The organism is Chroococcidiopsis sp., assembly GCF_051657925.1.
GTDB lineage: Bacteria > Cyanobacteriota > Cyanobacteriia > Cyanobacteriales > Chroococcidiopsidaceae > Chroococcidiopsis.
Map to the genome: position 1 here is coordinate 1 of NZ_JBOFLP010000259.1, position 5,697 is coordinate 5,697.

The window sequence follows — 5,697 nt, forward strand, 5'->3', positions numbered from 1 at the left end:
TGCGGAAGACAAATTTAAGATGTAATTCGTAGGTGTAAATACAAATTGGGAAACAATTGAACTTGTCTTGACCTTCTGACTTCAAAATTAGAACACTAAATCTGCCCAAATTTTGTGAAACAGGCTACAATCGGAACGGTCTTCATTACCTAAGAGATAAATAGCTATTGGTGCATCTATCCAAGGCTATGTCTATTAAATTGAGCAGAGCTTATTTTAGACCAATCAGTTAATCTCAAAGTATGTTTTCAGGCATGAATCCTACCACCATATCGTTCGGATCTGCCCATGAATCTTCCCGACAGAGAATCTCTTTGCAGCTAGTCGCTAGCTGATGCAATGAGAGCAATTTTTAAGTGACTAAATGTTTGTTGAATCAAGGAGCATGAGGAACGCGGCATGAACCAGGCTAACAACGTACTACTCGAAAATATTCAACAGTCTGAACCCCAAATGGCTCGCCAGTCTGATTTCGAGCGCGATTTTGACTTTTCATTAGAAGAAGCAGAAGAGTTACAAAGCTTAGAAGTAGATGATAGTGACGGATTTTTAGAAGTTCAGCCTGACGAGGATGACGCTAAGCCTGGGAAAGGTGGAAAAACCCGTCGGCGGGCGCAAACAAAGAAAAAACAATATACCGAAGACTCGATTCGCCTTTACTTACAAGAAATCGGTAGAATTCGCCTCCTGCGGGCAGACGAAGAGATTGAATTAGCACGAAAAATTGCCGATTTACTAGAGCTAGAGCGAATTCGAGAAAAGTTATCCGATCGATTAGATCGCGAACCGCAAGACAGTGAATGGGCGGAAGCAGTTAAGCAGAATTTACCCGCATTTCGCTATCGTTTGCACGTCGGACGGCGGGCTAAGGACAAGATGGTGCAGTCAAACCTGCGCCTAGTGGTTTCGATCGCTAAAAAATATATGAATCGCGGGCTGTCGTTCCAAGACTTGATTCAGGAAGGTTCTTTAGGTTTGATTCGGGCGGCTGAGAAGTTCGACCACGAAAAAGGCTATAAGTTTTCTACCTACGCTACATGGTGGATTCGCCAAGCAATTACTCGCGCCATTGCCGATCAATCTCGTACTATTCGCCTGCCAGTCCACCTCTACGAAACTATTTCCCGCATTAAGAAAACGACTAAATTGCTATCGCAAGAAATGGGTCGCAAGCCAACCGAAGAGGAAATTGCTACCCGCATGGAAATGACAATCGAAAAGCTGCGGTTTATTGCTAAATCAGCCCAGCTACCAATTTCATTAGAAACGCCCATCGGTAAGGAAGAAGATTCCCGACTGGGCGATTTTATTGAGTCGGATGGAGAAACGCCAGAAGATCAGGTTTCTAAGAATTTGTTACGCGAAGACTTAGAAAAAGTTTTGGATAGTCTCAGCCCACGGGAAAGAGACGTGTTGCGTTTGCGCTATGGATTAGATGACGGTCGAATGAAAACGCTAGAAGAAATCGGACAGATCTTCAACGTGACTCGCGAAAGAATTCGTCAAATCGAAGCAAAAGCTTTACGTAAACTTCGCCATCCCAACCGTAATAGCGTGCTGAAAGAATATATTAGATGAAGTCGGAAGTCAGAAGTCAGAAGTCGGAATTAAAGATTTTTAGATGCATCTAGACTAACTTCTGGTTTTGAAGCGAAAAATGCATAATTGGTGTGAAGATAGTTGTGGATAGTCTTCACACAAAAAAAGACTTGGGAATGCCTGTTCCCAAGTCTTTTTGTTGCTTTAAATCTAACACCACGGATTTAGAGAATTCCCCAGAAGTGAAGGAAACCTTGACCTGAGAACAGTTCGATCGCAACAGCTGCTAGGAAACCGATCATTGCTAAACGACCGTTCCAAATTTCAGCTTGTGGTGTGAAGCCCCAACGCCATGCGTTGCGATCGTCAATGATTGGTGTGGTAACTTTAGTTGTGTCTTGCATGATTGATGCTCCTAAATTGGTACTTCAGTCAGAAAAACTGTAACTTTTTATTTAGTTATGTAAACTAATATAACAATTAGTTGATGGAGATGCAACAGCTTAAATGAAATTTCCTGGCAAAAAGTCGGACTGAAGCAAAGAAGATCGAGCCAAAATCAAAAAATCAGCTAGCGTAAGTTCAAATCGCATCGCGCTGTGCGGGCGGGCAAGCTCCTCACTCCACAAAAGCCAGAACATTCGCTAACCAAAAACGAGTGGTTGCCTAGCCTCACACTACAGGTAAAGAAATAAAGCAATAAAAAAGCCCACCATTGCCAAACGACCATTCCAGAGTTCTGCTTGAGGGGTGAAACCCCAGCGCCATGAATTGCGATCTTCCATCGCTGTAGTGGCAAGTTTTGTAGTATCTTGCATACTTCTATCTCCAGTTAGCCCTAACTCATTAAGAATTACAACAGAATATGTAAATTAATGTAAAAAAGAAAGATTCTGCTGCGCTCTATCTTAAGGAGGAGATAGGCAGTTGTCAGTTATCAGTTGTCAGTTATCAGTGACTTTTCACGCACCCGAGCTTCACTGCTCCCTGCTCCCTGCTCCCTGCTCCCTACCAACTGCCAAATTAGTTGCTGGATCGAAAAAGTGAATTTTTTCTGGGTGAAGCGATAGCCACAATTGTTCGCCAATATTCACCGTCCGCTCTGGTGGAATACGTACTTGTAACGGAGTAGGAGTAGCATTAGCCGCAGCCATAGTCGTGACAAAGAGGTAGGTTTCGTTGCCCAAGGCTTCCACTAGCTCGACTTGTACGGGGAGATTGTCAGGTGTGGCGCTACTCAAAGTTAGGTGTTCGGGTCGAATGCCCAAAATTAAATCTCGTCCATCATACTTCTGTAAAGTAGATGCCCAAACTTCGGAAAGATTGAGACGAAATAGGGGATGGACGATCGCTGGAGCCTGAAACTGAACTGAGAGAAAATTCATCGGTGGCGAACCGATAAATTCAGCCACAAATTTAGTCGCGGGGTGATTGTAAAGTTCTAGCGGACGAGCGACTTGCTCGATTTGTCCTTGGTGCATCACAGCAATGCGATCGCCCATTGTCATTGCTTCTGTTTGATCGTGAGTGACATAGATTGTTGTCGTTCCCAGCTGACGTTGCAGTTTGACAATTTGAGCGCGGGTTTCTGCCCGCAATTTTGCATCCAGATTGGAAAGGGGTTCGTCCATCAAAAAGACTTGGGGGTTGCGGGCGATCGCTCTACCGAGAGCTACCCTTTGCTTTTGTCCCCCCGATAGCTGTTTTGGCAAGCGCTGCAAAAACGATTCAATTTGTAACAGTGCCGCAACACTCCTTACCCGCTGGTCAATTGCCCGTTCCCTTGCCGTCATGTAACGCAGTCCTTTCGGCAATCTGCTCGTCATCCCCACTAGCACATTTTGGATCTGAAGCGGAATTTTTGTCCCCCCTGCTCCCTCAGCTCCCTCAGCTCCCCCAGCTCTAGTACGCCGCAGTCCAAAAGCAATATTGTCATACACCGACATATGGGGATAGAGAGCGTAATTTTGAAACACCATCGCGATGTCTCGTGCTTTGGGTGGGAGTTGGTTGACAAGGCGATCGCCCACCCAGATGTTGCCTGAACTTAATTCTTCCAACCCTGCGATCGAGCGCAACAGCGTACTTTTACCGCAGCCTGAAGGTCCGACCAGCACCATAAACTCGCCATCCTCAATAGTGAGGTTAATCGAGCGCAAGACATCGACATTTTCTGCTTGCTTTAGTACTTTCTCCACCTGCGACTTAGATGGAATTTCCATTGCAGGTGTAACCTCAACCGGAGCGAGTAGATCTGCTGTCATTGGGACTACAGCGCGATCGCCAGGACGAGCGGGAAAGCTTTTGTAAACGTTTTCTAGGGTGACTGCTGCCATTGGAGGGGCGAGGAGTGAGGAGTGAGGAGTGAGGGGACAAGGGAGACAAGGGAGCAGAGGAGCAAAGGAGCAGAGGAGAGATCGGGAGCAATTCTAGCCACTAGCTACTCACTACACCCCACACCCCACACCCCACACCCCACACCCCACACCCTTTCTTTACTGATAACTGATAACTGACTAAGCATCGCCAAATACTGTAAAGTGCCAGGGTTTTTTGACTGCGCCGCTGAGGTCGAACATAACGTGTTTGGCAATTGTATACTCATCAAAAGCGTAACGTGAGAGATCTTTGCCGAAGCCGGACTCTTTAAAGCCACCGTGGGGCATTTCGGAAGCCAGGGGCAAATGGTCGTTAATCCATACCGTGCCAAATTGTAGCGCACTCGCAACGCGCCATGCTTTAGCAGAGTCTTTCGTCCAAATAGAGGCAGCCAAACCGTATTTCACGTCATTGGCAACTGCGATCGCCTCTGCCTCAGAATCAAACGAGTTGACTACCAGGACGGGACCGAATACCTCTTCTTGCATAATTTCGCTTTGAGTGGCAGCCTGACAAAATATTGTCGGCTGGTAGAAAAAACCCTTGCCTTCGGGTATTCCGCCTGGTAAGTGCGCGGTAATTCCATCTGCCTTGGCTCTTTCTACAAATCCATGCACCCGTTGGCGTTGGTCAGATGAGATTAATGGACCCATATCTGTTGTTTCTGCTTGTGGCGTTCCCAGGCGGATCTGTTGTGACAGTTCGGTAAAAGCCGATAAGAAATCTTGATAGCGAGAGCGTTCTACTAAAATTCGCGTGGCTGCCGTACAATCTTGTCCTGTATTAATATAAGCACCAACGACTGCACCTCTAGCTGCTGCTTCGATATCTGCATCAGCAAACACGACAAAGGGAGCTTTTCCGCCTAATTCTAAATGCACTCGCGTCACTTTTTGGGCTGCTAGTTCCATAATCCGCTTACCCGTACGGGTAGAACCAGTGAACGAAATCATTCGCACGTCGGCATGATTGACCAGAGGTTCCCCTACCCCTGGACCTTTACCTGTTACAACATTGATGACTCCTGACGGAAAGCCAACTTCTAAAGCTGTTTGAGCCAGCATTATAGTTGTTAGAGGAGTTTGGGGTGCGGGTTTGATGACAACAGTATTTCCCGCCGCAACTGCTGGGGCAGTTTTCCATGCTGCCATCATGATTGGATAATTCCAGGGGGCAATAGAGGCAACTACGCCAATTGGTTCGCGACGGATAGCAGAAGTGTAACCAGGAACGAACTCTCCAGATGCAATTCCCTCTACGACTCTGGCTTGTGCGGCAAAATAGCGGATATTATCGATCGCAAAGGGAATATCGCCGTTGGCTGCTAGTTTAATTGGTTTACCGACATTGAGGCTTTCTGTTTGTGCTAGTGTTTCTGCTTTTGCTTCTAGAGCATCGGCAAGTTTATACAGCAATGCACTCCGTTCGCCTGGAGAGAGACTAGACCATGAAGGAAAAGCTTGTTTTGCAGCCTCTACAGCTTTATTCACATCAGCATAATCTGCTTGCGGGACTTCCGCGATCGCTTCTTCCGTGGCAGGATTGATGACCGTTTCCCAGTTAGCACTCACCGCTGCCACTGCTTCCCCGCCGATAATCATCTTATGTTGTTCCATAATCCCCTCAGTTATTCAGTTATTCAGTAGACCTCCTGCATGAATCAAACAGCATGTGCCAGTTCGTAATTAAGCAGACCTGCAATCAGATTCAAACGTAAACCAAACCGCTTTCTCCGATTGCGATAGCGTCCAGAAAAAATACGGAAAATCTTGAAGCGTC

Annotated in this window: 6 protein-coding genes and 1 pseudogene; 2 read left to right on the forward strand and 5 right to left on the reverse strand. The window is 46.4% G+C overall.

All coding sequences use genetic code 11. The annotated features are described in order from the left end of the window. Positions 1–399 precede the first annotated feature (399 nt). Positions 400–1,578: an RNA polymerase sigma factor RpoD gene (rpoD, locus tag ACRC32_RS21230; protein ID WP_015154021.1), complete on the forward strand. Its 1,179-nt coding sequence runs from the start codon at positions 400–402 to the stop codon at positions 1,576–1,578. Positions 1,579–1,763: 185 nt separating this feature from the next. Here rpoD and ACRC32_RS21235 read toward each other — a convergent pair whose 3' ends face one another. The 3 genes from ACRC32_RS21235 to ACRC32_RS21245 all read right to left on the reverse strand — a co-directional run bounded on the left by ACRC32_RS21235 (position 1,764) and on the right by ACRC32_RS21245 (position 3,875). Further along, positions 1,764–1,943 (reverse strand): chlorophyll a/b-binding protein, encoded by a 180-nt coding sequence (locus tag ACRC32_RS21235; protein WP_015154022.1) that lies wholly within the window; start codon positions 1,941–1,943, stop codon positions 1,764–1,766. A 273-nt stretch (positions 1,944–2,216) separates the two neighbouring features. Continuing rightward, on the reverse strand, positions 2,217–2,357 hold the full coding sequence (locus ACRC32_RS21240; RefSeq protein WP_438555833.1) for a chlorophyll a/b-binding protein: 141 nt from the start codon (positions 2,355–2,357) through the stop codon (positions 2,217–2,219). Between the two features lie 159 nt (positions 2,358–2,516). Further along, positions 2,517–3,875 carry an ABC transporter ATP-binding protein gene (locus tag ACRC32_RS21245; protein WP_438555834.1) on the reverse strand — a complete coding sequence of 453 codons (1,359 nt, stop codon included), beginning with the start codon at positions 3,873–3,875 and terminating at the stop codon, positions 2,517–2,519. 21 nt (positions 3,876–3,896) lie between these two features. Between ACRC32_RS21245 and ACRC32_RS21250 the strand changes: the two genes are divergently transcribed. Beyond that, positions 3,897–4,055, forward strand: coding sequence for a hypothetical protein (locus tag ACRC32_RS21250; RefSeq protein WP_438555835.1), 159 nt, complete (start codon positions 3,897–3,899; stop codon positions 4,053–4,055). On the opposite strand, the gene ACRC32_RS21255 is transcribed toward ACRC32_RS21250, so the two are convergent. Both ACRC32_RS21255 and ACRC32_RS21260 read right to left on the reverse strand, forming a co-directional pair. Next, entirely contained in the window at positions 4,056–5,534 is a 1,479-nt protein-coding gene (locus ACRC32_RS21255) for a gamma-aminobutyraldehyde dehydrogenase (RefSeq protein ID WP_438555836.1), read from the reverse strand. It abuts the gene before it with no gap. Positions 5,535–5,578: 44 nt separating this feature from the next. After that, positions 5,579–5,697, reverse strand: a pseudogene (locus ACRC32_RS21260) (IS5 family transposase); the annotation flags it as partial.

Excerpts from the sequence above, each read along its gene's own strand:
- ACRC32_RS21235 (WP_015154022.1), bottom strand. The coding sequence starts at position 1,943 with ATGCAAGACACAACTAAAGTTACCACACCAATCATTGACGATCGCAAC.
- ACRC32_RS21240 (WP_438555833.1), bottom strand. The coding sequence starts at position 2,357 with ATGCAAGATACTACAAAACTTGCCACTACAGCGATGGAAGATCGCAAT.
- ACRC32_RS21255 (WP_438555836.1), bottom strand. The coding sequence starts at position 5,534 with ATGGAACAACATAAGATGATTATCGGCGGGGAAGCAGTGGCAGCGGTG.
- rpoD (WP_015154021.1), top strand. The coding sequence starts at position 400 with ATGAACCAGGCTAACAACGTACTACTCGAAAATATTCAACAGTCTGAA.
- ACRC32_RS21245 (WP_438555834.1), bottom strand. The coding sequence starts at position 3,875 with ATGGCAGCAGTCACCCTAGAAAACGTTTACAAAAGCTTTCCCGCTCGT.